Raw genomic sequence first — 24842 nt, forward strand, 5'->3', positions numbered from 1 at the left:
CTGTTGGGTGTAGCTCATACTGGCTGGCCAGTTCCGCTACGGTTTTATCTCCTCGCACTGCTGCTAAGGCTACTTTGGCTTTGAAGTCGGCATTGTACTGTTTGCGTTTATTGCCCATGAAATACTCCTATCACAGTTTGAGTTTTCAGAGCTTAACGACCTGTCCAGTTTTTGGGGTCCACCGCAGAGATCGATACTGTATGGATGTTCGACAACCACGGTAGATTCTACCGTTATACCTTGAAATCTGAAATCTCCACGAAAAACTCCTTCTGAAATAGTCTGAAACTGCCCATGAGCGAGGGTGAACTGGAATCCATTTTGTTCAATAATTGTCTTTGCGCCTTGAATAAATCCTAGAGAACGGCATCCTGGTGTAACGGTTGTACTGTATGTTCCAGAAATTTTCTGGAATCGCCGCTGATTTATTGCTTTCGCATAAATCCCTAATCGTTCCTCAAAGGCAGAAATATAATCATCTTTATGGGATGCATCAATGGTGAAAGGTTCGCCATCGATCGCAGTCACAAAAGTATTATTTCTCGCAACAGCTCTTGTTTGCAGTAAATTCTGCCTAACACCGAGGTAACCTGATGCCAGAGCCTCAGGAGGAGCTTTCAGAGCCTGCTCAAGGGTTACTTGTCTTAATGTACTTCTAGCTGTGGAGGCTAAATTTATAGAACATAAAAAAAAGATTGAAATAGTACAAAGAGTGATCAAACTTAAGTTTTGAGAGTTTATTCTTTTCATATTTCTGCCATTCTCTAGAACTAGGATTCCATAACCCACATTCCGCAGGTCAGGATCAGCAATAGCATAGTTTTCTTGTACCATCCGGTCAATGGAGTCAAGTACAGACCAACTACACTTTGTGCAGTACATTCATATGTACTCAAACACTATAGGTAGTATGTGCAGAATATCGGTGCATTACGTAAAGGCCAGCTAACGACCCCGTTCACCCGACGCTAGTAAGCTCTCGAACTCAATGAAGAGACTCTGTATGGTCGGTGTGCAATGGACTGTTGGGCGGCTGACTCTCACCACTAGACCTACACATGGTGCTCGATCAGTCCCGATGCACCGCTGTCACCACCCCTGACGCACGCTTCCGAATCAGCAGGATGCTGACTGCCAAGAACCAAAGCAACGGGGGGAAATTGGCTGCTATGGCCGGCCCCAATCCACCGGCGGTGTAGAAGCTTACCGGTTCGAGCGGCCCCCAGTACATTGCCGGGACAGACACCACGCACAACACCGTGGCGGCATAAGCAAGCCACCCCGTCCATCGCGGCAGTATCCCGGTGGCGAGTGTCGCATACCCTGCCACAGCCAGGAACAACCCGGTCATCACGAAGGTAATGGAGCCGTTGTAGAGCAGGAGATAGCCCATGGTGAGCGCTCTAACCACCGAAGGATCGGCGCTGCCCCCAAGCGTATCTAGGGCAGCGCCTCCTTCAAGGCCGTTTGCAACCAAAGTAACGCCCAACCACACCGCCATGCTAGTAAGGCTCAATGTACCAACCCATTCGTACTCCGCGTCTGTCCGGCGAATAAGCTCGCGAAAGCCGACGGCGAAGACCATCAAGGTGACGTAAAGGCCAAGTCCGAGCAGAATGCGGGTGAAGACGACGTTCCGGATCGAGAACAGCGCTTCGGCGGTGGCCGCGCCGTCGTAAAGTAAGGTCGAAGGCTGCGCCACGTACAACGGGAAAATGGCGAGCCAGATACAGACAGATGCAAGCCCAAAGGCACCCGTCATGCGCCACATCTTTGGATCGTTCATGAATGTCCTCCTAAAAGTTCCTCGATGCTATGTCACTCAACTAGTGTATCTATATGGATCTGAGCGGATAACTACCCGAATGTGGCTGTTATTCCACTCACTCCATACAAATCCGGGATAACAACATTATCCAGATTGAGGCGGATAATTCCAGTTTGGGTACATTCAACATCCGATCGCTGACTCATTCAATCAGCCAACTAGTGGGAAATCGTCAGACTAGCGATCGCGCTGCCAAATCAACTGCATTGATGATTAGCGCCGATACATTGGATTCACCAAAATCGTCTGAGCCAAAACTATTCGATCGCCCAAATGTCAAAAAAATAACCATCCCTACCTCCAATTCGGAAATAAGGGATGGCATCCTGATCATTCATTATCTTGCGCAAGGTTCTATGGCAAAGCGATCGCTCCAAGAACCCGATTCACAAAACCAATCGTTAATCTACTTCTTCGGAGCAGCGGGTTGGCTATTGGGAGCTGCTTTGGGTTGCTGCTGCATGAGGGATTGAATAAACTGCACCGCTTCTACAGAAGGCACCAGCACAATTTTCTCAAGCTGAGGATCTTTCTGAGTTTGCATCGCATCCAACAACCCTTCCAACGGAAAAACTTGAATGTCTGCGGTCGCGGCTAAATCCGGTTGTTGCTGCTTAAAGCGATCGAGCAACCCCTGCAACTGTTCCTTATCAAAGAACATCGGAATCACCGATTGATTCCCCTGCTGAATCGTCAAAAAGCCCTTATTCTTATCCTTTCCTGCCCGTGCTGCAAACAAAGGAGTCCCAGGAAACTGTTCAATTTTCTGACCGCTTTGCTTCAGTAATGCCGTTGCAGAATCGACCTGTTGCTTGGTAGGAACATAGACAAATTCCAGCTTGGCATCTTTACTACTTGCACTCTTGCGCTCGAGGTCATAGACCTCCGCCATCGACACAGGCACAATCTTGACATTTTTCGCCAGATCAGGATTTTGCGTCTTGAGGCGATCGAGAAAACCTTGGGCATCCTTTTGGCTCAAGAAGACCCCTGCCGCAGGATTTCCCTTCTGTCCATTGGGCGGCTGAGCAACTAGGGGCGCACCCTTGGAATCCGCGATCGTAAACACAGGAATCCGGCTCAGTTTCTGGGTAATTTGTTCGGGGGTTAGCGCCAGCACTGCAAGGCCGTTGGCGAGGACAGCACCCACGAGGGCACCGCTAATCAAACCTGCTTTAGTTGTCCAACGCACCAATGATTTCATTGAGATCTCCTGAAAATTACGCAATAAGGGCTAGATAAATCGCGCGCTCCAACTGTCGGTTGATTGTGACAAGGAATCGGTGAAAGACTCATTGTGCCACAACCTTTGGATTAACCGACGAACCTATAGTCCCAATAACCCCCACCCAAATGGCTGATGTGGAAGTCTCTCGATCGGCCTTCCCATTCTGCTGGATAGTGAGTCATCTGTAAATTTTCCCTCGCACGATTCAGAATTAAAAATCAGAACCAGTAGAGTGGTTTGAGTGGATGAGACTGGTTTGAATGAATGCAAGATGCTATGTTAGCAACCATGGACGCCATGATGCTCCGGCCACTCTCCCCCAAGAAGAAAAACTGAGGGTTTGGGTTCCCCTGTTCCTATAAAACCCAGAAAAATGCAAGAGAAGCAGGGGTTGAGTTACCTAGAATCGTGATCTTAGCTAAATCAATTTCAGCTGTTTGGCTGAGGTGCTTCCGTTGCGACATTTCTAAATATGCCCCAGATGACGGGAGCACCCTACAACGTAAGCGAACAATTTGAGCAAGCAATCTGCGCAAAAATCTATTTGGTCTCCAATCAGTAGCAAAGGAAACAATGCTTTTAACTGAACTAAATTAAATCGGGATGACAGGATTTGAACCTGCGACATCCTGCTCCCAAAGCAGGCGCGCTACCAAGCTGCGCTACATCCCGTACTGGCACTCAGCGATTATAGCAAAGATTTTAACAACTTTGAACCATCCTGATCTTCGCTACACTAGGATCCTGAACTGGGCAAAAAATTCTCACCCCCATTTCAAAGGCCGAGCTGTAGTGCACTATCGCAAACCCACTCCCCATCCAACCCACCCACCTCAGCGCAAGGGCTCCGCTCCCGCACGACTCAAATCAGCTAACTGGTTATTAAGCCAATTACCGGGATTGAGTGAGCCGGATCAAGCAAAACTCCGATCGATCAACATCACCACCACCCATCAGCTTTTAAAAAACGCTTGGACATCCACGGCGCGGGAAGCCCTTGCCGCTCAATTGAATCTCCACCTACAACATGTGCAAAAGTGGGTCGCGCTGGCGGATCTGGCAAGAGTTCCCAGCGTAGGCTGTCAATATAATGGTTTGTTGCTCCACGCGGGAGTCGCTACGGTAGAACGCCTTGCTCAGCTCCAAGCAGGCCAACTGCATCGCCAAATTCTTAAACTTCAGGTGACCATGATGCAGCGCCCGGATCTCTGCCCTAATGCAGGTGAAATTGCGCACTGGATCCAGCAAGCTAAGTTGTTGCTCGTTTACGAACGTCAACCCTGATCGAAGCTTTCCATCGAGATCGGGGCATATTGAATCAAGACTGCACTGCGGGGTGGCCCGAATCTGGTTTGATCGACCAAATCAATCGGGGTACCAAAACATACCTTTGATCCCCTCGGGATCGGGCATAAATCCAAGGTTGCGGTAGAAATCTACCACATGGGGGTCCGCAAATAGGGTGATGTTGCTAATATCTTCGCTGCGTAATTTTTTAATCATAAATTTCATTAACGCTTTCCCCAGCCCTTTGCTCTGGAAATCGGGATGGACCACGACATCCCAAATGGTGGCGTTAAAGGCATGGTCTGAGGTTGCTCGGGCAAAGCCGATCATCCGTCGTCGGACACCCCGTTGCTCCCACATGGAAACCACCATGAAACTGTGCTGAATGGCCTTCTTGACTTTGCGCAGGGGGCGACGAGACCAGCCCACCGCATCACAGAGTTCTTCTAGTTCATAGAGATCAATTTCTCGATCGACACTAAAAAAAATTCGTGGAGTCGAGCGATCGTCGGTTGGTTCGACGGCAGAATAGTTCTCTAGCGCGGCGGTCTTCGGCGCTGAGGCGGTTTCAGGCCCATTAAATAAGCTTTTCCAAAAACCCATGCGATCGCGGTGGAGGTCAATAACGTGGAATCAGTACTAGCTAGTATATCGTTCGGATGATTGGCATCAGGTATTTCCCACGGGGCATCTTAATCTAGACCTACAGAATATATTTCGACGGTCTGGAATTTGCAGAATCTCCTAGAATTCTGTGCTGACGGTCGCAGGACAAGCATAATCTAGTATGCAGACGTTCACACAGGACGAAACTACTCCTCCAGATTGAACCGTGGTTAATTTACGAATCGTTCATGTGAGCAGCCTCCCAATGTTGAGATCCTAGATAGATTGACCCTAATGGGCAGATACATAGTCGATCGTAGGACTCAGTCTCTCTGTACTGTTCACCAGAATTGCTTCTCTTTCGCCCAACTTTGTCTTGATACTGCACTGAAACTTTTTCCCTATGGCCTTGGGTCTTAAGCAATCCACCTTAGAACTTCTGAAGCGCTTTAACCGAGCGTTTCCTCAGTTCTATGAGCAGTTTGTCAGCAGCGAGATTCAACTGCAAAATCTCCGGCTAGCCTACCAACTTTATAAAACACGGCAGGCTGTGATTGAACTCAAGCCTGAGGGAAGCAAAAGCGCGCTTCACTTTGCCTATCGCAATCAGTCGTTTCTCCTCAGTGATATTTTTGGGGTACTGGCCGCCTATGGTTTAACAATTCACAGTTTGAGTTTATATGGGCAAATTTATCCGCCCATGCTGGTGTTTATTAAGCTAATTGTCTCCCGTAGCGGCAAAGCCCTGACGGACAAGACCGCAGAAAACGTCTGCCGTGCTATTCGAGAAGCCTTGGCAGGACGCTTTGAGGTGGAGGAAATGCTGGCGGTCGAGTTCAACCTGGATGCGGGGCTAGAACAGGTGGAGACGGAATTTTATGTGGATCCAGTGTTCCATCTTCCAGCTCTCTTAATCGAGGCCGATAACCAACCGGGATTGTTTTACAAAGTGATGTATGCCATTTGGCAGGAAGACCTGTTGGTCGTGAATGCCAACTTGTTGGTCTGGCGCGGGCGAACGCGCTTGATTCTCTACTTGCTGGGGCCGAATGAAAGCTTAATTCCAGAATATCTTGGCCAAAAAATTGCGGAAGGCATGAAGCAACGGCTGCTGGGTCGCAGATTTTAGGTTGGTTGGTTTTAGGTTGGCTGGTTTGAGGTGGCCGACGGTCACGATCGTCATTTTCAAGCAATTTCCGCCTATTTCCGCCAATTCGTCTCCATCTCAAGGTTGATCTGGTAAGTTGCGAGCAATCCCCCTGCCCTTTCACGGTAGGATTGGGAAATGCCAGCGATTTCTGTTTTGGGCGTGCCTCATACCTATGAGTTAACCGCTCCTACTGATTCACAGACCACCTTGGTTTTCGTCCATGGCTGGATGTTGAGCCGTGAATATTGGCGGCCTCTTGTCGATCGTCTAGCCCAAGACTATCAATGTCTTACCTACGACCTGCGGGGATTTGGACAATCCCAACCCTGCCAGACCCGAGACATTAGTCAGCATCCACCCTACAGTCTCCAAGCCTACGCTGAGGATCTCACTGGTCTGTTAGATCAATTGGGTATCCACAAAGCCTGGTTGGTGGGTCATTCCCTAGGGGGCAGTATTGCCCTGTGGGGAGCCCAGGCCATGCCCGATCGGGTGGAAGGGGTGATTTGTGTGAATGCGGGGGGTGGAATTTACCTCAAGGAAGAATTTGAGCGTTTTCGCCAAGCTGGGCAGCAAATGGTGCGCTTTCGACCGGGCTGGTTGCACTACATTCCTGGTCTCGATCGGGTGTTTGCCCAGGCCATGGTGACCCAAAAATTAGCAGTCCACTGGGGGCAGCAACGCATTGTAGACTTTCTCGCAGCAGATGCCGAAGCGGCCCAAGGGAGCCTGCTCGATTCCACCACCCAAGCCGAAGTGCATCGCTTGCCCCAGGTTGTTGCCCGTCTGCGCCAACCGGTTTACTTCATCGCCGGAGCCAACGATCGCATCATGGAATTGAAGTATGTGCGGCATTTAGCCAGTTTCCATTCTCTCTTTCAGGAGTGGGGAGCCAATGTGTTTGAAATTCCCCACTGTGGACATTTGGCAATGGTTGAGCAGCCGGATTTAGTCGTGCAGCAGTTTCGAGAGATTTTGGCTGGTGTTTGTGTTCAGGTTTAACGCCTTTACATCGTGGGATGAACCGGATCGCGTGATGGCTCGACCGTGGCTATCGGTCGTTCGTCATGAGGAGGCGCTGGAATTCGCTGGCTCTGGAATTCGCTTGGGCTGATCCGTCCGAGGCATCCCCTCCAACCTGTATATTGATTGGGGTTTCTGTAGAGGAGGGCGCGGGTGAAGGCGTTGCAATCAAGTCGCTGGGTACCTTGGATCTGGATCGGCCTATTGGTGGGGATTGCCTTTTGGTATGGCTTGGGCAGTACGGGCCTGCTGGATGAAACCGAACCCCTATTTGCCGAAGCCGCGCGGCAGATGACCGTTACTGGGGATTGGATTACGCCCTATTTCAACGGCGTGACCCGCTTTGACAAACCGCCCTTAATCTATTGGCTGATGACGATCGCCTACCAGACGATCGGGGTCAACAGTTGGGCAGCGCGATTTCCCTCAGCCCTCGCAGCCACGGCATTAGTGGGCTTTATTTTTTACATTGCTCAGCAGTGGGTCAAGCAGGGGCGATCGACTCCGGTCGCGTCTCTTGAACCGAAAGCCGAAACAGCTTCCCCAGCGACATTTTCCCCAGTGACATTGGCTCGAACTCCATTGTCATCGATCGATCCAGCCTTGCCCTACCTGATCACCGCCCCCCTCGCCCTCAATCTGCAAATGCTGTTCTTTGGGCGCACGGGGTATTCCGATATGCTGCTTAACCTCTGCTTTGGCGGCTCAATTTTGGCCTTCTGGGGCGGCTACGGGCAACCGAACAATCCAGCGCGGCAACGCTATTGGTATCTCGGCTTTTGGATCCTGATGGCGCTGGGTGTCTTGACCAAAGGCCCCGTGGCGATCGTCCTGCCCGGTGCCATCCTCGTGCTGTTGTTATTGATCACGGGGCAATGGCACAAGGTTTGGCAGGAAATGCCGTGGAAATTGGGTATCGGTCTACTGGTTGCGATCGCGCTGCCTTGGTACATCCTGGCCTATCGGGCTAACGGACAAACCTTTATTGATGCATTTTTCGGCTTTCACAATGTGGCTCGCTTTACTCAGGTGGTGAATAAACACAGTGGGCCTTGGTACTACCACTTTTTAATGGTGTTGGGCGGTTTTGCCCCTTGGTCGTTGGCGTTGCCCGCCGCGATCGCCCAAGTGATTCAGCAAAAAACTTGGAAATCGACCGATCGTCACCACCATCTGGGATTGCTCGCGCTGATTTGGTTTGGGACTGTGTTGGGCTTTTTTACGATCGCCCAAACGAAATACATTACCTACAGCTTGCCCGCCATTCCCGCTGCCGCCATTTTGGTGGGGCTGTGGTGGAGCCAACAGCGGCAATCGTCTTCCGGGAAAGCCCAGGAGCCGGTTCAGGGAAGCTTGCAGGGCAAGCATCTAGGGCAAATCAGCACGTTTGCGGTAACTGGATTATTTGCGATCGCGATGGCTGTAGCGGCTTGGCTCTGTCCCAACTGGTTAAACGGCGATCCGGCGATGCCTAATCTGGGTCAACAAGTTGCGGCCTTCGGTCTTCCCTATCTGGGGGCCGCCATTTGGGGCGTAGCTGCGATCGCCATCTTCCTCGCGTTCCTTTTCCAGAAATATCGCAGGCTTTGGACGATTAATTTAGCGGCCATGGCTCTATTCATTGCGCTATTTGTGCTGCCGTTACTGGGCCTAGTGGATCAAGAGCGGCAATTGCCCCTGCGCCAACTGGCTGCGGAAATTCGCCAAGTTCAAACCTCCGGTGAGCCGTTGATTATGGCGGTCAATTTTTTTGAGAAACCCAGTTTGGTGTTTTATACGCAACAGCCGATCGTTTTTATCAATCGATCGGTAAAACTGCGCCCTGAGCTAGAGCAGCTCCAGCAATCCGGAACAGTAAAATCAGCGCTGGTGGTGACAACGCCAAAAACCTTGGCAGAAGCGCAAATTTCCGCCGATCGCTACCAATCTCTGGCGACGGCAGGGGTTTATAAACTGGTGCGCTTCCCAATTTCCTAGGTATCCTGAACTGCGATCGTCTCGATAAACAAGGATCTCGGGAAATCACCCTTCAATCCTTCAATCCGATCTCCCCTAGCCTCCCTTAAGAAGGGGGGAATAGAAGTAATGGAAGATGATGCATAATTTTTTGCAAACAACCCAAAAATGGTGGAGTGTTTCCACAAACCGCCAAGTCACCTGGATTTTGGCCGCTGGGCTCTTCATTCGCACCATGATTGCTCTATGGCTCCAACCGGGGTTTGACGAAGCCTACTATTACCTCTACACGCAGTATCCTGACTGGAGCTTTTTTGACCATCCGCCCCTCGTGGCCATTACCACCGCGATCGGCCTTTGGTTCAGTGGCGAAACGGTGTCGCAATTCACAATTCGCATCGGCAGTTTATTGCTGTATACGGCCACGTTATATTTGCTCTATCGGGCGGGGCGGCGACTGTTTGGCTTTCGGGTGGGGCTGCTGGGGCTGATTTTGGCGTCGATCGTGCCGATTTTCCAGCTTGCTTTTGGCACAATGACGCTGCCGGATGTGCCCTTGATGTTTTTTTGGACAGCGACGCTGTGGGGCGCATCGGAGGAGTTTTTCCCGTTAAACGGTCAACGCTACCGACCGACCTATCGCCTTGCCATTTTGGGTTTACTGGTTGGGCTGGCCTGCATTAGCAAGTACCACGGATTTCTGCTGGGGGCGGGATTGGTGGGATTTTGCCTCACCAGTCGGGAGCACCGACGAGCCCTCTACTCCCCCTGGGCGCTGGCGAGTTTTGTCGCCTTTTTTGCAACGTTGTATCCGGTGTTGGTCTGGAATGCCCAGCATGACTGGATTTCCTTTACCTTCCAAGCGGGGCGGAGTGTTCCGGCCAAGGGATACAGCATTGGTAAACTCCTGGGGGTGGTGTTGCAGGAAGTGGGCTACCTGTTCCCGACGATCGGGATTCCGTTGTGGTGGGTCAGTCTGCGGGTGTTGGGGGCGCAGTTGCTGTCTCCGTTTGTGCGACGGATTCGGGATACCCACCAGGAGATTCGCATTAAGCAACGGTTAGTCCTGTGGCTATCGGCTCCGGTGTTTCTGCTGTTCACGCTAATCGGCGGATACCGATCGGTTCTGCCCACCTGGGCCATGCCGGGATTTTTCATCGCGACGATTTTGCTGGCCCAGAAGGTGGCTGTCTGGCAAATTCCTTCACCCAAAATTATTCGTCGGTGGTTGCTGGGTTCGGCGATCGCTGTCAATTTTCTACTGCTGTTGGCCCTCTCCCATGTAGCGGGCGGCACGCTGCAAAACCCAAGTAATACGGCTCTGTTTGGTGGTTTTATTTCCCCCCAAGAAGATGCCTCGGTGCAACTGGTGGACATTGTCCAACTGCGTCAAGGCTTTGCCCAGCAGCCCCAACTGATGCAAGCCTTGCAGCGATCGGATTTTATCTTTAGCAATCGTTTCCATCTCTCCGGTCACATTGCCATGGCACTAAAACCTTTGCGATCGCTGCCAGTGACCTGCTTTGACAAACGGGATATGCGCGGGTTTGCCTTCTGGTCTAAGGAAACGGATTGGCTAGGCAAAACGGGCTTGTACCTAACCTCTAACGAGTACCAAGCCAAGGAAGATTCCGCTGCGGAATATGTACCCTATTTCCGGTCATTGAAAAAAGTGGGAGAAGTGCCGTTATACCGAGGGGGCGTGGTGGTCGATCGCTTCCATGTTTTCCTCGCGCAGGATCAGATCAAGCCCTTCCCCCGTCCCCGCGAAGGCAGCAAAGGCGCATAATTGGATCAAGACCGGAAGGTGATTCTATGCCGCTCATCACGCCGAAACGATTTACGATCGCGGATTACCATCGCCTGCGGGAAGTGGGATTGCTGCAAGAGGGCGATCGGGTTGAACTGATCCGGGGGGAATTAATTCAAATGTCACCCAAAGGCACTGCCCATAGTTTCTGCACGATGCGATTGTTCCGGCTGTTGGATCGGTTGTTGGGTGAGGCGGTGACGTTGCGTTGCCAGGAACCAATCGCAATTCCACCAGACAGTCAACCGGAGCCGGATATTGTGCTGGCCCAAGGCCGAGATACCGATTATCTGGATCACCATCCCTATCCGGCGGATGTTCTGCTGGCGATCGAAGTGGCGGATTCCAGCTTGGAGTACGATCGCACGGTCAAGTTGGCACTCTACGCGGAAGCGGGCATTGCCCATTACTGGATTGCTGATGTGAATGGGCGGCAGATGGAGTGCTACAGCCAACCCTATCGATCGGCCCAAGGCTATTTTGCCTACCAGACCCGTCACATTGTTCTGGTTGATCAACCCCTGACCATTCCTGGATTTGCGGCGGTGACCCTGGATTTACAGCACATTTTCCCTTAAGGGAACAGCGCATCAATAAAATCCCAATTGGGTAGGGGTAGGAGAGTAAAAGGGTAGGGGAATGAAGAGGGGATATTATTTCTTTGCAAATCCTTAAATACCAAACTCGATCGCCCAAGGACGATCGAGTTGGTAAAAAATTTAATTGACTAGCCTAATGGACAGAGTCCAAGACTTTTTCTCTGACAAGAAACTTCTGAAAAGAATTCAGTGATCACTAAGCTCTCTTGTTTAAGAAGTTGTCCAACTGTTGTTGAGCGGCACGGAAAATATTGAAAACGGCCCAACCGAGTGCGAGTCCTACGGGTGCCAGAACAGCCAAAACACGAAAGTCTAAATCCATAGTTCCCTGTCTCTCTTAAAAAGCTAGGTAATGTTATTACTAATTTTTACCTGATTACGCGCCCTAGGGGAAGACATTAGGACAGCGAGTTCAGGGGAATTTGCCGACCGATCGGCCTCTTATCAATCCGTCTCTGTCATTTAGCTTCACGAAATCAGCGAGATCCGCTCAATCCGCTCAATCCTAATTAGCAAGATAGCAAAACCCTAATTAGCAAAACCCTAAGTGGGTGCCTTTGCCTGCGTGGACGAGGGCCAATTGCTCATAATGCTCTGCGTGGGTAATCAGATCTGTCACTTCCTGATCCGACAGTTCCCGCACCGCCTTTCCCGGAATGCCGACAACCAACGATCGCGGCGGCACATCCTTCGTCACCACCGCCCCTGCACCCACAATACTGCCTGCACCAATCCGCACCCCGTCCAGAACGATCGCGCCAATGCCAATCAAACAACCTGATTCGATATGGGCACTGTGGATCACCGCTCGGTGGCCGACAGTCACATGGGCTTCCAAAATGGTTTCCTTCCCCGGATCCCCATGGAGGACGGCCCCGTCTTGAACATTGCTGTGGGGGCCGATCGTAATTTTTTCCACATCCCCCCGTACGATCGCGCCGTACCAAATACTGGCCCCTTCCGCGATCGTCACACATCCGATCACAGTGGCATTCTCCGCGACAAATGCCGCTTGAGACCTATCGACAGGGGGCCAATAGGATGGAAATGAAGAAGCTTGCACCACGGATTTACACCCCGGAATTTGTATCAAGAAACGTTTTGAGATTCCAAAATTTTTCAGTGGGATCCTGATAGTTTCTAGCGGAAGATGTCAGGATGACCTAGAGATAAGGATTTGCCCCTAGTTATAATAAACGTTAGCAACCGCATGCCGTATCAAATCCCCGAATACATGAACAGTCTAGGCTCGCAGTATCCGATTTTCGGGCCAGAGATCCAATGTCCTCACTGTCGTCAAACGATTCCCGCGTTGACGCTAACGGATACCTATCTGTGTCCTCGCCATGGTGCGTTTGAGGCAGATCCCAACACTGGCGAACTTGTTCATCTCCAATCTGGTCGGCATTGGCGGCTGTGGAATGGCGACTGGTATCGTCAGCACACCCACCCCGATGGCATTCGGTTTGAGATTCACGAAGCCCTCGATCGCCTGTATACCCAAGGCTACCGAGCTACACGGGTCATTATTGCCAAGCGCTATCAAGAACTGATCAGTACCTATCTGGAACGCAGCACCCCTTGGCGCGGCCAAACCGATGCCCAGAAACCTCGGCTCTATGGACTGCCTGTGGAATTCAGCCCGGATCCAACCGAAGAACCCTGCTGGAATGTGATTAACTTTGATCTGGAAAAGGAACCGGGTGCCCCGGTGCGATATCCCTATTTTCGGCTCTTAGAGTAATTGTCAGACGGAATGCTTGAGTTCTGGAAAGGTGAGGTAGACCAGGCAACCCTATGCTCCACCATGCTTCGATTCGGACGGCGGACATTTTTCGGGCGATCGCATTCTATGAGCAACTAGGCTTTACGGTATGTGAGCGGTTTACAGCGGGTTATACCCTCGCCTGTTGGATGGAGGGACTGGGTGGACGCATTGAACTGATGCAAATTCCCCAGCCCAAGCCCGCCGCCGATGCGTTTGGGGATGAGCATTATGTGGGGTACTATCATCTTTCTTTCGACTTGACTGAGTTAACCCAGGACTTGCCCAGTTGGTTAGCAGAGCTCCAGGCTAAACTGACTGCGATCGACCAACCCTTAACCATTCTGCTGACGCCGCAACAGCAGATGATTGGCGATCGGGTGTATGAAGTGGCATTTGTGGCCGATAGTGATGGTTTGCCGTTAGAGTTTTTGCGGGAAATGGCACAACTGCCTGGGTAGACTGGAGGTTAGAGCATTGCCATTGGCTATGAGAGAATTTGCCCCCTGGATGTTTGCGGTTTGGTGATGCTTCTGCTTGGCTGTATTTACCCGGTGCCCCGTGCTATGGATGCCTTTTCGGACAATTGGGCCTATCTCAAAGTTGAATTGAATTGGTTAGAACGGTTGCTAATGATGGCCGTTGCAAAACAGCGGCAGGAAGCGAAAGAATTGGATGCGATCGCCAAAACACGGGGCGATCGGGCAACCAGCCACTGGTGGAAAGGCGTGATCACGGTGGAAAAGGGTGGTTATGACTCCCCTCGGCCCGTAGTGGCAAAATCAGTCACCGTGGGCAATTATCACGAACAATTGGAAACTCGCGTTCAAGCCTCCGCCAAAGAGGGCATTCCCTTAGCCCTGCCGCAACTGTGCGATCGCCTTGCCCTATCTCGGTTTGAAAAGCAGGTGTTGCTATTGGCCTTGGCTCCGGAAGTTCACCATCGCTATAGTGACTTGCTGGATTATCTCTGTCAGCAAAGTTTGCCGACGGTGGATTTGGCGCTGCGGTTGTTTTGTCGGAGTGATCAGGCATGGCGGGAAGGGCGACTCAAATTTCTGACTGCGCCCTTCCAGTTGTTAATTCAATTATTGGAAGAAAAACCTGGGCCGTTGCTGAAGCGATCGATCAAGCTCTCCGATGATTTGGTCACGTTTTTGCTCTCCGATGTCCCTGAACTGGGATTTATTGAAACTCTTCAACCCATTGCACCACCGATCGAAATCCCGCCGATTGAACCCTCAGTCGTGACCGTCCCTCTACCCGCGATCGAGCGACTGCCAATCGAGCGACTGCCAATCGTCCGAGAGCGAGAACGGGTCTGGCGGCAAGCGGTGCCCAAGGATCTCCCTCGGGTGAAAAATCTGTCCTGGAAGCGGCTGGCTCAGCTAGAGTTATCTTCTACAGAAATTCAATCCATTTGCCAACGGGCGATTGAACAGGCTCAAAAGGACGGCAAACCCTTGTCCCTCCGCCACTTCAAGCAAGTTCTGCAACAGCAAGGACTGGTAATTTGACGATCTCGTTGACGATGGCGAATGACATTCCATTGTCAGGACAGATATCTTGTCCTTAGGACATCCGACTCACCCGCCCGAAGAACGGCACATCTACAGGTTTACGTTGCCATAGCCGCAGCATGAGATACAGGTTCAAGACAAAATAGCCCGATGTAAGTAAGCTACTTGCCAGCAGCAGCGGAACCTTAATAGTGTCGGAATTGTTCACCCCTAGATCAAACATCACCGTCCCCGCAAACCAGGCCATTGCTAGTTTGATTGCCAAACGACTGAGGGCTCGTTCCTGCTTGGAGCGATCGGGCCGACTCAGCGTCCACATGGCAGGACCAACCCCAAACACGGGCATTAGATAAAGCAGTAGTGTTAAGCTTTTGAGCTCATCTTTATCGATGGCTTCGATCGTTCGATTCATGGATCCCTCAGTTCAACGGTGGGTAACGGGAAGATAGATGACGTTTGCTCTATTTTGCCCTCTCCCTTCCGTTATGACGTGCCTTAGACTCAAATTTTCGTGATAATGGAGGAAGGTTGGATAACTGTGGGGGCAGTGCTGTGAGAATAGTGCTGGGAACACAGTTGGTCAAAAGAGTGCCGGTTAAAACAGTTCCGGTCAAAAACAGTTACGTTTAGTGTGCACGGTTCAACTCGGTGGCATGATGCAGCAGACCAATCGATGGTTGACTTGGTGGGAAACAGTTTCGCCGTTGGGCAAGGTGTTGGCGATCGCCCTGGCAATTCCACTGCTGGTAGTTAATATTTGGGCGATTTCGACTGTTTTCGAATATTTCAACTCCCTCTTTGTCATTGTTATTGCTGCTTCGTTGTTGGCATTTTTGCTCAACTACCCCGTCACTTTACTCCAATTGAAGGGAAATAACCGGGAACGCGCTTCGATCGTCGTCTTCCTATTGTCGATTTCTCTGCTACTTGCTTTGGGGGTCACGCTGGTGCCCTTAGCCTTAGCTCAAGCTGAACAGTTGATTTCCAGTTTGCCGAAATGGATTGATTCAGGCAAGCAACAACTGCTGCTGTTGAACATGCAGTTGGAGAATATGGGCGTTCCGCTGAATTTGGATTTACTGACGGAACAAATTGTCGATCGATTGAAGAGTCAATTACAGGCTATTACCGAAAAAGTTTTAAATCTCGCCCTATTTACTGTCACGAGTCTGTTGGATTCACTGTTAACTTTAGTGTTAACGTTTTATTTGCTTCAGCATGGTGATGAACTGTGGGAAAGTTTAATTGATTGGTTGCCCGTTCGGATTCGTCAGCCCTTTTCCCAGACATTGCGAGTCAGTTTCCAAAACTTTTTCTTGGGACAGTTTATTCTGGCGACTTCCTTAGGGTCGATTTTAACCCTGGCCTTTCTCTGGTTGCGCGTGCCCTTTGGACTGTTATTCGGACTAACGATCGGCACCATGGCGTTGGTTCCCTTCGGTGGTTCCGTGGGAATTGCCTTAGTCACTTTGCTTGTTGCGCTGCGGGATATTTGGCTAGGCGTAAAGGTTTTGGCCACTGCTGTTTTAGTGCAGCAAATTATTGAAAATATTATTGCCCCCCGCGTTCTCAGCAGCATTACGGGACTGAATCCCGTCTGGGTGTTCATCTCGATTTTGACTGGAGCTCGGGTTGGTGGTCTGTTAGGGGTGATCATTGCAGTGCCCACGGCTGTGGTGATTAAAACCGCCCTAGGTGCCCTGAAAGCGCCCACTTCGGAGATTGCGGCTAATCCTGACAATCCCGCGATCGTGGAAACTCGTTTGACAACAGAAACAGCAGATAACTCGATCGAGTCATCCAAAGTCGAAGCAACGAAAGCTGATCTCGCTGGATCTGATCGAACGGGTCAAGCAGTTCCCCAGGAAGAAGGTTAATTGCTCGTTTTAAGTACATACAGTGCAACCGCTTCAAGATTGAGGCGGAATGAGGGTTTCAGAAGGGGGGATACAGGGTAGCTCGATCGTGAAACAGCTACCAACGTCAACTTCGCTGGTGAGGTGAACTTCGCCACCGTGGAGTTCTACAATCTGTTTGACGAGGGCCAAACCTAAGCCAGTGCCTGTATATTGACGGTTGAGAGCACTATCAATTTGCATGAACGGCTGGAACAACTGGGCTTGATCTTCTGGCGCAATTCCAATGCCTGTATCACGAATGCTGATTTGCATTATATTATTGTCGATCGAACCATTGACCGTTACGATAATTTGTCCATTCTCGGGGGTAAATTTGACTGCATTGGTGAGTAAGTTAATGAGTACCTGTCGGATACGACGCTCATCTATACAGATGTGAGGTAGTTGGGTTGGCAATTGCAGATCAACCTGAATATTCTTTTTGAAGGCTTGTTGTTTAATAAAGGTCAAACTGGACTGGCATAGTAGTTTGAGATTGGTTGGCTGACAGTCTAGGGTAACTTGACCAGATTCAATTTTGGCAACATCGAGAATGTCGTTAATCAGCGCTAAAAGGTGATTGCCACTGGTTTCAATCGTTTTAAGGGATCGCAGTTGCCGATCGTTGAGGGGGCCAAAGATCTGCTCTTGCAGCGCTTCGGACATTCCTAGAATTGCATTTAAGGGAGTGCGCAATTCGTGACTCATATTCGCTAGAAATTCATCTTTGAGCCTGGTAGCACGTAGTAATTCTTCGTTGGTATTTCTTAATTGGGCTTCAGCTTGTTTACGTTCAGAAATATCGCGGGAAATACAGATGAAGGATTGTAGTCCATTCCATTCCATCTGGCAGACGTAAATCTCAACGGGAAAGATCGAGCCATCTTTACGACGATGTAAGGTTTCTATTTTTCTAATGCGAGAAGTGTCCCAGGAAAAGTTTTGCAAATTGGCTTGAACCTCTTCTCGCGTCAAATTAGCATCCCAGTCGCTAACATTGAAATATCTGGCTTCTTCGGCGGTATACCCCAACATTTGAAAGAAGCTGACATTGGCTTCAAGGAGGTTGGCTTCGCTGTCTAGGATATGGATGCCATCGGAAGAGGTGTTAAAAATTGCAGTTCGCCATAACACTTCCTGCTCCAGGGCAAGTTCGGCTTGTTTACGATCGGTGATATCTAGATTTAAACCTACTGTTCTAATAACTTCGCCTTGATCATTACGCTGGTTAAATGCCCGGGATTCAATAAAGCGGACTGTCCCATCGGGCCAGAGAATCCTAAACTCTACCAGGCTATTTCTTTGTTCTCGTAAAGATTGTTGTTCCATCTGTTGCACTTGGGTGAGATCGTCGGGATGGACTCGATTGAGCCAGTCTTCGTACTGACCGGAAAAGTCATCGGGTTGAACGCCATACAGAGCAAACATCCGACTATCCCAAATTAAACGATTACTCGCTGCGCTCCATTCCCAAATGCCGATATTAGCCCCTTCTAGGGCAAACTCCAGTCGTTCTGCAAGGGCCTGTAATGCCTGTTCTGCTTGTTTACGATCGCGAATATCGATTAAAACGCCGCTCGATCGAGTGATTTGGCCATGGTCATCAAAGGTCGGACTGGAAACATCATAGAACCACACCAAGCTTCCATCGGCTGCAATCATCCGATATTCCATTTCACAATTGTTCTGAGCCTGAATCGCACAATCGAAATGGTGCTCAACTTGACTCAGGTCAGCCGCATAGACATGATTACGCCAGAAATTGGGCTCATTGAGCCAATCCGAGAGGGGATACCCGAGTATTTCCTCTGCTTTTTGGCTAACAAAGATAAATTGATCGGTCTGGAGATCGTACTCCCAAACAATTCCATTCACCGATTGAATCAAGCTGTAGTATTTCTGGCGAGATTGCGCTAATTGGGTCTCAATGCGTTTACGATCGCTGATATCAACCACAATGCCATCCCAAACGACATCACCATTCTCTAATTGCTCGATATGGGACATATTTTTAACCCAGCGCAATCCCTTTTCAGGTAAAAGTAAGCGATAGGAACTGGTGAAAGGCTGTAGTGTATTTGCAGATAGGCGAATTTCATCACTTAACATAGGAACATCATCGGGATGAATTTTGTCCCAAACTTGAGTTACCTCTTGCAGTGCAATTTCAGGTTCCACTTCAAAAATTTCACGCACTTGAGAACTGACATAGGTCAGATCATCGCTACCATCAGGATGTAACACGTAGCGATAAATCATCCCTGGTACATTTTCAGTCATGTGATGAAATTGGGCTTGGCTCTCTTGCAGAGCCTGTTCTGTAATTTTGCGTTCTGTGATATTTGTCAAAGTACTCACATAGCCAACGACATTGCCGGACTCATCCAATTCCTGTGCCGACTGAACTTCAAACCAATTAATTGTTCCATCGGGCTTGAGGTGGCGACCTTCCCAGTTGCTTAAACGGATGACATCTGTAGAGTTGTTGGCGTTGGCTTCCTGCCAACAACTCGCTAAGTAATCACGATCGTCCGGGTGAATGGCTTCAATCCATCCGTAACCCAAGGCAGATTCTGGTGGCCTATCCGTCATTTCACTCCAACGATCGTTGAGATAGGTACAACGCATTTCAGCGTCAAAGCGGAGAATAGCCACTGGAGCCGCAGCAGCGAGACTTACATAACGGCGTTCGCTCTCTTGTAGAGCAATTTCAGCGTTTTTACGATCGGTGATATCGGTCAGTGTTCCGACATAACCAAGGACATTTCCCTGTTGATCAACCTCTCGTGCAACTTCACCGTAGTACCAAGTTACAGTCCCATCTGGTTGGAGATGACGGCCTTCTCTTCTGCCGGTTAATATCGTAAGATTCCCGATGCTTTTCTGGGAATAGACTTCCATCCAAGCTGCAATGACTGCCTCGCGCTCATCTGGATGAATGGCATCTAGCCAGCCTTGGCCTAGGGCAGATTCCGTAGGCTTCCCGGTCATTTCACTCCAGCGTTCATTAACGTAAATGCAGTTAAGAGGTTGCTGATCAAAACGGAAAATAGCCACTGGAGCAGCAGCAGCAAGGCTAGCATAGCGGCGTTCACTTTCCTGAAGGGCAAGTTCAGCGTTTTTACGATCGGTGATATCGGTCAAGGTGCCAACATAGCCAATGATATTACCTGCTGCATCAAACTCTTGGGCAACTTGAGAATAAAACCAATTGACGGTACCATCCGGTCGTAGATGCCGCCATTCGCCTACTTGCAAAGATTGTGTGCTTGGAGAAGCCTGTTGACATAAATTTTCCCAGGTTGCGAGAAGACGATCGCGATCGTCAGGATGTAAGGCATCAATCCATCCTTGCCCGAGGGCTGCTTCGATCGGGCGACCGGTCATTTCACTCCAACGCTCATTGACATAGACACAGTTTAAGGGTGAATCAAAGCGGTAAATCGCTACGGGGACAGCATTGGCAAGGCTGGAATAGCGACGTTCGCTGTCTTGAAGCGCAATCTCTGCATTTTTGCGATCGGTAATGTCAGCCGCAATTCCAACGGTGCCTGCCAAATGGCCCTGGTTATTTCTAAAAGGTGTTTTTGTTGTTTCCAGCCAGCCTAATGTTCCATTGGCTAATGCAACTCGCTCCTCAACGACCTTGCGTTGGCCCGATCGTAAAACCTGAAAATCATCCTGCCGATAGGCTTGTGCTAGATCATCAGGCCAAATATCATAGTCAGTCTGCCCAACGAGTTCTTCTGCTGCAAGGCCACAGGCTTCGGCAAAGGGTTGATTAACGGCAATGAATCGACTCTGTTCATCCTTAATCCAAGCAATGTGGGGAATGTTATTGAGTAAAGCTGCGAGATGATTTTGTTTCAGAATGAGTTCTTGTTCAATGATTTTGCGATCGGTAATATCCGTCAAGGTGCCAACATAGCCTAGGAGATTCCCCGACTCATCAAACTCCCGCACGGTCTGAACATAAAACCAAGTAATGGTGCCATCGGGATGTAAATGCCGACCCTCCCAACTACCTAGGGACATCGCTTGTGGAAAGACTTGCACATTAGCTTCAGACCAAGTAATAGCCTCTAACATGGCACGATCGTCGGGATGAATCGCCTCAATCCAACCTAGCCCGTAGCCTGATTCGATCGGACGTCCGGTCATTTCACTCCAGCGTTCGTTGAGGTAAATGCAGTTCAGCTGGGCATCAAACCGGAAAATAGCGACAGGGGCCGCAACAGTTAAACTGGCATACCGCCGCTCACTTTCCCGCAGTGCAATTTCAGCAGTTTTGCGATCGGTGATATCCGTTAAGGTGCCCACAAACCCAATCACTTGCCCTGAATCATCCAACTCTTGGACAATCTTGGAATAGAACCAGTTAATCGTCCCATCAGGGTTCAAATGACGACCTTCTCCCGATGTTAGCAGTAGAAAATCGGAGTCCAGATTGTTCTGCAACTGCGCTAGATCTGATCGGGCCTGTTCGCGTTCTTCTGGATGTACCGCATCAAGCCAGCCTAACCCTAGGGCAGACTCCACCGATCTACCTGTCATTTCGCTCCAGCGTTCGTTGACGTAGGTACAGTTAAGCTGAGCATCAAAGCGGAAAATGGCCACAGGAGCCGCTGCCGCAAGGCTAGCATAGCGCCGTTCACTTTCCTGAAGCGCAATTTCAGCCATTTTACGATCGGTGATATCAAAAAAGATGCCATCCCAGGCAATCGCACCATCGCTCTGGTGTTCGGGTTGCGAAATAGCTTGTATCCACTTAATCCTGCCTTGGGCGAGAATTAACCGAAATTCCTTGGTGCAGGGTTGCAAGGTTTGAGCAGATTGCAGAATGAGCGCTTGCAGGTGAGGGATATCGTCTGGATGTACCCTAGCCCACAGAGCTTGAGTCGTTTGCAGCAAGGCTTCGGGCTCTAGCTCAAACATGTCATAGAGACAGGGTCCTAAATAGGTGAAAGAATCTCCTCCATCTGCGTAGCGCACATAGCGATAGATCACCCCCGGAATATTTTCCGTCAGCCGTTGGTACTGCGCCTGACTTTCCTGCAAGGCCATTTCAGCCAGTTTACGATCGGTAATGTCCGTTAAAATGCCCTGATAACTGACAACTTGGCCGTTACTATCCATAACGGGCGTTGTGCTCGCTCTGACCCACACATAGGGCCGATCTCGGTGGCAATGACGAAATTCTAGATAACTATTCTCTGAGTTAACCGTTCGTAATGAGCGTTTCTGGATTAACCAATCGCGATCGTCTGGATAGATGGCCTCCAGCGATGGTCTACCAATCCACTCACTGGGTTCCCAACCAAAGAGTGTTTTGAATTGAGGGGAAATATAGGTGAAGCGATCCTGTGTATCGATCGACCAAATGACGTCTTGTCCGCCCTCAATTAACCGCCGAAACTTAGCTTCACTTTCTGCGAGTTCGGCTTCAATGCGCTTACGATTGGTAATATCTGCCAAAATTCCCTGATAACCAATGACTTCCCCAGCCTCGTTAAGAATTGTGGTTGAACTGATTCTTACCCAAACATAAGGCCGATCGCGATGACGCATTCGGAACTCAAGGTAGGCTATGGTTGATTGATGGTTTTGGGTGGCATGATGGGCTAGAAGCTGATCTCGATCGTCTGGATAAACTATCTCAATGCAGGGTTGATCAATCCAGTCCCTTGTATCCCACCCCGATAGCGATTTGAATTGGGGTGATAAATAGGTAAATCGCCATTGGCTATCCAATGCCCAAATGACATCTTGTCCCCCTTCTACCAATCGGCGGAATTTGGCTTCACTGTCTGCGAGTTCCGCTTCAATCTGCTTGAGTTGGGTGATATCTGTCAAAGTACTGATGCAACTGCATATTTGACCCTGCGCATCGAATTCAGGTCGAGCCTGAATATACACCCAGGTAACGCTACCATCTGGACGCAAATGTCGCCCTTCAATTCCTTGCATCGCAATGAGGGGCACTAAATCAGGGTGGTTCTCAGAACTATTCCAAGGGGCTAACAGCCTTTCTCGATCTTCAGGATGAACCGCCTCAATCCAGCCTCGACCTAATGCAGATTCAACAGGTCTACCTGCCAATTCGCTCCAACGATCGCTAACATACACACAATTCATGGGTGCATCAAACCGACAAACAGCCACGGGGGACACTTCTGCTAGAGTTGCGTAAAGCTTTTCGCTTTCTTGTAGGGCCAATTCAGCCTGTTTACGATCGGTAATATCGATTTCTGAACCAATCATTCGTACAGCTTGCCCCGTGGCGTCTCGCATTGCTTGCCCACGATCCAGCACCCAAATATAAGAACCATCTTTGTGGCGACTGCGATACTCCAACTCAAACCACTCCGTTTCCCCGGCTAGATGAGCGGCGACCACAGCCATTGCCCGTTCATAGTCCTCTGGATGAATTCGACCGACGCATTCCTCAACTGCATCACCAATTTCATCATCTTGATATCCACGGTTCTGCTTCCAGCCACGGGAATAGAACTTAAGATTATTTTCTAAATCCCAATCCCAAATGCCTGCTTTTGAACCATTGAAGGCTAGTTGCCAACGTTCTTCGCTCGCTTGGAGAGCGGCAGTGCGTTCCACCACCCTGTGTTCCAATTCCTGATTCAGTTGATGGAGTGCCTCGATCGCCTGTGATCGCTCGATCTCAATTCCAGCAATGTTAGCGGATTGCTGTAGCCGTTCTAAGTCTTGGGACTGGGGAACTCTTTGCTCACGATAATAAATTCCAAAAACCCCAAGGACTGTCCCTTCACTACTAACAATGGGAGCCGACCAACAGGCTCGCAAGTCGTAGGTTAATGCTAATGCCTGATAGTCTCGCCATAGCGGATCCGTCGTGATGTCAGATACAATGACCACCTCCCGGCGAAAGGCTGCTGTACCGCAGGAGCCAACCCCTTCTCCAATGGGTGCTCCATCTACCGTATTGCAATAGGCCGAAGGCAAGCTGGGGGCTGCTATGCAATGTAAATGTCCTTCTTGGCACAGCAGAATCGAACACAGCGTTCCCGGTAGGTGAAATTCTGTGGTTCGTAGCAGTGCATCCAAAATATTAGGCAGTGGCTCTGCTTTCGCAATGCGTTCGAGGACTTTGTGTTGGCTGGCGAGCAGAAATTCTGTCCGTTTGCGATCGCTGATATCCGTAATTGTGCCAACATAACCGATTACCTGCCCATCTGCGTCACAAACACCGGCTGCTTGACCGTAGACCCAGCCTTCATTGCCATCAAAAAGCGGAACCCGATATTCAATGTGGAGGGGGTGATTTTCACGCAACGATCGTTCATATTCTTGATGAATGCGGATCTGATTGTCTGGGGCATATGCTTGATGCCAGGGTTGGCCAATTAGGGCGGATGGTTGGACTCCGAGAATTTCACAGTAGCGATCGTTGACGTAGGTGCAAATCCCTTCGGCATCGGTATGTAAAATTCCAACGGGAGAAGCCGCCACTAACGCAGCATAGCGCCGTTCACTTTCCTGAAGTTCGATCGTTGCTTTCTGTCGTGCAATCAATTCTGTTTGCAGTTGTTCGTTAGTGTCTTTGTGCACTTGAACGAGATCGTTGATTCGTTGGCTGTAATGGCTAAGCTGCTGCAAATCCTCATAGGTAATCAGCCCTGCTAAGCGATCGTCAGCATCCACGATCGGTAAATGGCTTAGCTGATTTTGCTCCATGAATCGGAGGGTTGTGCCCAGATCTGTGAGGTCAGATTCCTTCAGGGTAAGCGCTGGCTGCTGGAGGAGTTGGCGCAGGGAAATTTGCGTGATCGGTTGTTGTTGCGCTACAAGATTCAAGATGTCTCGATCGCTCACGACTCCCAGAATTTGGTCATCTTCCACCACTACGGCACAACGAGATCGGTGACTCTCTTCTAAGACGGATGGAGCGGAATCATGCCTGCTCGTAAGCGTACTGATCTGAACAAGCACTTCCATCACAGTCGTGCTGGCATCCACGACGAGGGGATCTCGAAGAATGGTCGATTGTAGGTCAACCTGGGTCAGTGAGAACGCCTGAAGATCCATGCAAGAAAAGCCAATAGTCGATCGATGAATGAAGTCTTGTCTTATGAACGAAACACCTATGCACTTAACATCCGGTGATAAATCAACTAAAGTGAACAATAAATTGAT

At 49.9% G+C, this 24842-nt stretch carries 19 protein-coding genes and 1 tRNA gene; 10 read left to right on the plus strand and 10 right to left on the minus strand.

The window, feature by feature from the left end; genetic code table 11:
• The 5 genes from ACN4EG_RS04795 to ACN4EG_RS04815 all read right to left on the minus strand — a co-directional run.
• The coding region (locus ACN4EG_RS04795) for a transposase (protein ID WP_431628167.1) at window positions 1-118 on the minus strand (118 nt) is incomplete at its 3' end.
• On the minus strand, window positions 70-834 hold the full coding sequence (locus ACN4EG_RS04800) for a hypothetical protein (protein WP_431628079.1): 765 nt from the start codon (window positions 832-834) through the stop codon (window positions 70-72). The genes ACN4EG_RS04800 and ACN4EG_RS04795, both read right to left, overlap by 49 nt.
• A 235-nt stretch (window positions 835-1069) precedes the next feature.
• A complete protein-coding gene (locus tag ACN4EG_RS04805) occupies window positions 1070-1786 on the minus strand; it encodes a hypothetical protein (RefSeq protein ID WP_431628080.1) in 717 nt (238 codons plus the stop codon).
• 448 nt (window positions 1787-2234) lie between these two features.
• Entirely contained in the window at window positions 2235-3032 is a 798-nt protein-coding gene (locus ACN4EG_RS04810) for a Tic22 family protein (protein ID WP_431628081.1), read from the minus strand.
• A 622-nt stretch (window positions 3033-3654) separates the two neighbouring features.
• A tRNA-Pro gene (locus tag ACN4EG_RS04815) sits at window positions 3655-3728 on the minus strand.
• Between the two features lie 120 nt (window positions 3729-3848).
• Here ACN4EG_RS04815 and ACN4EG_RS04820 point away from each other — a divergent pair.
• Complete coding sequence (locus tag ACN4EG_RS04820) at window positions 3849-4340, plus strand: DUF4332 domain-containing protein (RefSeq protein WP_431628083.1); 492 nt, start codon at window positions 3849-3851, stop codon at window positions 4338-4340.
• Window positions 4341-4421: 81 nt separating this feature from the next.
• Here the strand turns inward: ACN4EG_RS04820 and ACN4EG_RS04825 are convergent, their stop codons facing one another.
• Window positions 4422-4946: a GNAT family N-acetyltransferase gene (locus ACN4EG_RS04825; protein WP_431628084.1), complete on the minus strand. Its 525-nt coding sequence runs from the start codon at window positions 4944-4946 to the stop codon at window positions 4422-4424.
• A 406-nt stretch (window positions 4947-5352) separates the two neighbouring features.
• Between ACN4EG_RS04825 and ACN4EG_RS04830 the strand changes: the two genes are divergently transcribed.
• From ACN4EG_RS04830 to ACN4EG_RS04850, 5 genes are all read left to right on the plus strand, one after another.
• Entirely contained in the window at window positions 5353-6078 is a 726-nt protein-coding gene (locus ACN4EG_RS04830; RefSeq protein WP_431628085.1) for an ACT domain-containing protein, read from the plus strand.
• A 156-nt stretch (window positions 6079-6234) separates the two neighbouring features.
• Window positions 6235-7101, plus strand: coding sequence for an alpha/beta fold hydrolase (locus ACN4EG_RS04835; RefSeq protein ID WP_431628086.1), 867 nt, complete (start codon window positions 6235-6237; stop codon window positions 7099-7101).
• A 174-nt stretch (window positions 7102-7275) separates the two neighbouring features.
• On the plus strand, window positions 7276-9099 hold the full coding sequence (locus ACN4EG_RS04840) for an ArnT family glycosyltransferase (protein WP_431628087.1): 1824 nt from the start codon (window positions 7276-7278) through the stop codon (window positions 9097-9099).
• A 115-nt stretch (window positions 9100-9214) separates the two neighbouring features.
• The gene (locus ACN4EG_RS04845) at window positions 9215-10867 is read left to right on the plus strand and encodes an ArnT family glycosyltransferase (protein ID WP_431628088.1); all 1653 of its coding nucleotides are present in this window, start codon (window positions 9215-9217) and stop codon (window positions 10865-10867) included.
• A gap of 26 nt (window positions 10868-10893) precedes the next feature.
• Window positions 10894-11466 carry a Uma2 family endonuclease gene (locus ACN4EG_RS04850; RefSeq protein WP_431628089.1) on the plus strand — a complete coding sequence of 191 codons (573 nt, stop codon included), beginning with the start codon at window positions 10894-10896 and terminating at the stop codon, window positions 11464-11466.
• A gap of 217 nt (window positions 11467-11683) precedes the next feature.
• On the opposite strand, the gene ACN4EG_RS04855 is transcribed toward ACN4EG_RS04850, so the two are convergent.
• Window positions 11684-11809: a photosystem II protein Y gene (locus ACN4EG_RS04855; RefSeq protein ID WP_431628090.1), complete on the minus strand. Its 126-nt coding sequence runs from the start codon at window positions 11807-11809 to the stop codon at window positions 11684-11686.
• Window positions 11810-12019: 210 nt separating this feature from the next.
• Window positions 12020-12553, minus strand: coding sequence for a gamma carbonic anhydrase family protein (locus ACN4EG_RS04860; RefSeq protein WP_431628091.1), 534 nt, complete (start codon window positions 12551-12553; stop codon window positions 12020-12022).
• A 168-nt stretch (window positions 12554-12721) separates the two neighbouring features.
• On the opposite strand from ACN4EG_RS04860, the gene ACN4EG_RS04865 reads away from it, so the two are divergent.
• From ACN4EG_RS04865 to ACN4EG_RS04875, 3 genes are all read left to right on the plus strand, one after another.
• Complete coding sequence (locus ACN4EG_RS04865) at window positions 12722-13231, plus strand: TIGR02652 family protein (protein ID WP_431628093.1); 510 nt, start codon at window positions 12722-12724, stop codon at window positions 13229-13231.
• A 53-nt stretch (window positions 13232-13284) separates the two neighbouring features.
• A complete protein-coding gene (locus ACN4EG_RS04870; RefSeq protein ID WP_431628094.1) occupies window positions 13285-13713 on the plus strand; it encodes a VOC family protein in 429 nt (142 codons plus the stop codon).
• A 66-nt stretch (window positions 13714-13779) separates the two neighbouring features.
• Window positions 13780-14769 carry a hypothetical protein gene (locus ACN4EG_RS04875; RefSeq protein WP_431628095.1) on the plus strand — a complete coding sequence of 330 codons (990 nt, stop codon included), beginning with the start codon at window positions 13780-13782 and terminating at the stop codon, window positions 14767-14769.
• Window positions 14770-14824: 55 nt separating this feature from the next.
• Here the strand turns inward: ACN4EG_RS04875 and ACN4EG_RS04880 are convergent, their stop codons facing one another.
• On the minus strand, window positions 14825-15184 hold the full coding sequence (locus ACN4EG_RS04880; protein WP_431628096.1) for a hypothetical protein: 360 nt from the start codon (window positions 15182-15184) through the stop codon (window positions 14825-14827).
• Between the two features lie 241 nt (window positions 15185-15425).
• Between ACN4EG_RS04880 and ACN4EG_RS04885 the strand changes: the two genes are divergently transcribed.
• Entirely contained in the window at window positions 15426-16649 is a 1224-nt protein-coding gene (locus tag ACN4EG_RS04885) for an AI-2E family transporter (RefSeq protein WP_431628097.1), read from the plus strand.
• A gap of 33 nt (window positions 16650-16682) precedes the next feature.
• Here ACN4EG_RS04885 and ACN4EG_RS04890 read toward each other — a convergent pair whose 3' ends face one another.
• The gene (locus ACN4EG_RS04890) at window positions 16683-24734 is read right to left on the minus strand and encodes a PAS domain S-box protein (protein WP_431628098.1); all 8052 of its coding nucleotides are present in this window, start codon (window positions 24732-24734) and stop codon (window positions 16683-16685) included.
• Window positions 24735-24842: the final 108 nt, after the last annotated feature.

Origin of the sequence: Alkalinema pantanalense CENA528 (assembly GCF_050753345.1) — a bacterium.
Classification (GTDB): Bacteria; Cyanobacteriota; Cyanobacteriia; order Leptolyngbyales; family Leptolyngbyaceae; genus Alkalinema; species Alkalinema pantanalense.

Coding starts and splice junctions, on each gene's coding strand:
- ACN4EG_RS04845 (WP_431628088.1), top strand. CDS start 9,215: ATGATGCATAATTTTTTGCAAACAACCCAAAAATGGTGGAGTGTTTCC.
- ACN4EG_RS04855 (WP_431628090.1), bottom strand. CDS start 11,809: ATGGATTTAGACTTTCGTGTTTTGGCTGTTCTGGCACCCGTAGGACTC.
- ACN4EG_RS04890 (WP_431628098.1), bottom strand. CDS start 24,734: ATGGATCTTCAGGCGTTCTCACTGACCCAGGTTGACCTACAATCGACC.
- ACN4EG_RS04865 (WP_431628093.1), top strand. CDS start 12,722: ATGAACAGTCTAGGCTCGCAGTATCCGATTTTCGGGCCAGAGATCCAA.
- ACN4EG_RS04850 (WP_431628089.1), top strand. CDS start 10,894: ATGCCGCTCATCACGCCGAAACGATTTACGATCGCGGATTACCATCGC.
- ACN4EG_RS04830 (WP_431628085.1), top strand. CDS start 5,353: ATGGCCTTGGGTCTTAAGCAATCCACCTTAGAACTTCTGAAGCGCTTT.
- ACN4EG_RS04880 (WP_431628096.1), bottom strand. CDS start 15,184: ATGAATCGAACGATCGAAGCCATCGATAAAGATGAGCTCAAAAGCTTA.
- ACN4EG_RS04810 (WP_431628081.1), bottom strand. CDS start 3,032: ATGAAATCATTGGTGCGTTGGACAACTAAAGCAGGTTTGATTAGCGGT.
- ACN4EG_RS04835 (WP_431628086.1), top strand. CDS start 6,235: ATGCCAGCGATTTCTGTTTTGGGCGTGCCTCATACCTATGAGTTAACC.
- ACN4EG_RS04870 (WP_431628094.1), top strand. CDS start 13,285: ATGCTCCACCATGCTTCGATTCGGACGGCGGACATTTTTCGGGCGATC.
- ACN4EG_RS04875 (WP_431628095.1), top strand. CDS start 13,780: ATGCTTCTGCTTGGCTGTATTTACCCGGTGCCCCGTGCTATGGATGCC.
- ACN4EG_RS04825 (WP_431628084.1), bottom strand. CDS start 4,946: ATGGGTTTTTGGAAAAGCTTATTTAATGGGCCTGAAACCGCCTCAGCG.
- ACN4EG_RS04805 (WP_431628080.1), bottom strand. CDS start 1,786: ATGAACGATCCAAAGATGTGGCGCATGACGGGTGCCTTTGGGCTTGCA.
- ACN4EG_RS04885 (WP_431628097.1), top strand. CDS start 15,426: ATGATGCAGCAGACCAATCGATGGTTGACTTGGTGGGAAACAGTTTCG.
- ACN4EG_RS04800 (WP_431628079.1), bottom strand. CDS start 834: ATGGTACAAGAAAACTATGCTATTGCTGATCCTGACCTGCGGAATGTG.